We start from the raw sequence: 1,794 nt of genomic DNA on the forward strand, positions 1-1,794 counted from the left end.
ATTGGGTAGGGGAGCGTTCTGTAAGCGGTTGAAGGTGTGTGGTAACGCATGCTGGACGTATCAGAAGTGCGAATGCTGACATGAGTAACGATAAAGGGGGTGAAAAACCTCCTCGCCGGAAGACCAAGGGTTCCTGTCCAACGTTAATCGGGGCAGGGTAAGTCGACCCCTAAGGCGAGGCCGAAAGGCGTAGTCGATGGGAAACGGGTTAATATTCCCGTACTTCTTACAATTGCGATGGGGGGACGGAGAAGGCTAGGTGGGCCTGGCGACGGTTGTCCAGGTTCAAGTGCGTAGGCTGAGAAATTAGGTAAATCCGGTTTCTCTTAAGGCTGAGACACGACGTCGAGCATCTACGGATGTGAAGTCATTGATGCCATGCTTCCAGGAAAAGCCTCTAAGCTTCAGATTGTAAGGAATCGTACCCCAAACCGACACAGGTGGTCGGGTAGAGAATACCAAGGCGCTTGAGAGAACTCGGGTGAAGGAACTAGGCAAAATGGTACCGTAACTTCGGGAGAAGGTACGCTCTCGACGGTGAAGTCCCTCGCGGATGGAGCTATTGAGAGTCGCAGATACCAGGTGGCTGCAACTGTTTATTAAAAACACAGCACTGTGCAAAATCGCAAGATGACGTATACGGTGTGACGCCTGCCCGGTGCCGGAAGGTTAATTGATGGGGTTAGACTTCGGTCGAAGCTCTTGATCGAAGCCCCGGTAAACGGCGGCCGTAACTATAACGGTCCTAAGGTAGCGAAATTCCTTGTCGGGTAAGTTCCGACCTGCACGAATGGCGTAATGATGGCCACGCTGTCTCCACCCGAGACTCAGTGAAATTGAAATCGCTGTGAAGATGCAGTGTACCCGCGGCTAGACGGAAAGACCCCGTGAACCTTTACTACAGCTTGGCACTGAACATTGACCCTACATGTGTAGGATAGGTGGGAGGCTTTGAAGCGCAGTCGCTAGATTGCGTGGAGCCGTCCTTGAAATACCACCCTTGTAGTGTTGATGTTCTAACGTCGACCCCTTATCGGGGTTGCGGACAGTGCCTGGTGGGTAGTTTGACTGGGGCGGTCTCCTCCCAAAGCGTAACGGAGGAGCACGAAGGTGGGCTAATCACGGTTGGACATCGTGAGGTTAGTGCAATGGCATAAGCCCGCTTGACTGCGAGAATGACAATTCGAGCAGGTGCGAAAGCAGGTCATAGTGATCCGGTGGTTCTGAATGGAAGGGCCATCGCTCAACGGATAAAAGGTACTCCGGGGATAACAGGCTGATACCGCCCAAGAGTTCATATCGACGGCGGTGTTTGGCACCTCGATGTCGGCTCATCACATCCTGGGGCTGAAGTCGGTCCCAAGGGTATGGCTGTTCGCCATTTAAAGTGGTACGCGAGCTGGGTTTAGAACGTCGTGAGACAGTTCGGTCCCTATCTGCCGTGGGCGTTGGAGAATTGAAAGGGGCTGCTCCTAGTACGAGAGGACCGGAGTGGACGAACCTCTGGTGTTCGGGTTGTGTCGCCAGACGCATTGCCCGGTAGCTAAGTTCGGGATCGATAACCGCTGAAAGCATCTAAGCGGGAAGCGAGCCTTGAGATGAGTTCTCCCTGATACTTTAAGTATCCTAAAGGGTTGTCGTAGACTACGACGTTGATAGGCAGGGTGTGTAAGCGTTGTGAGGCGTTGAGCTAACCTGTACTAATTGCCCGTGAGGCTTAACCATACAACACCCAAGGGGTTTTGATGGACTCAATGAAAGAACATTGAATGTGTAAGAACGAGAATTAAAAAA

General features: G+C 52.3%; 1 rRNA gene. It reads left to right on the forward strand.

The window, feature by feature from the left end:
* Positions 1-1,725 (forward strand): 23S ribosomal RNA (locus tag R7Q38_RS22980); the annotation flags it as partial.
* Positions 1,726-1,794 lie beyond the last annotated feature (69 nt).

The organism is Vibrio sp. Vb0598 (genome assembly GCF_033338935.1).
In the GTDB taxonomy this organism is placed as follows: domain Bacteria; phylum Pseudomonadota; class Gammaproteobacteria; order Enterobacterales; family Vibrionaceae; genus Vibrio; species Vibrio alginolyticus.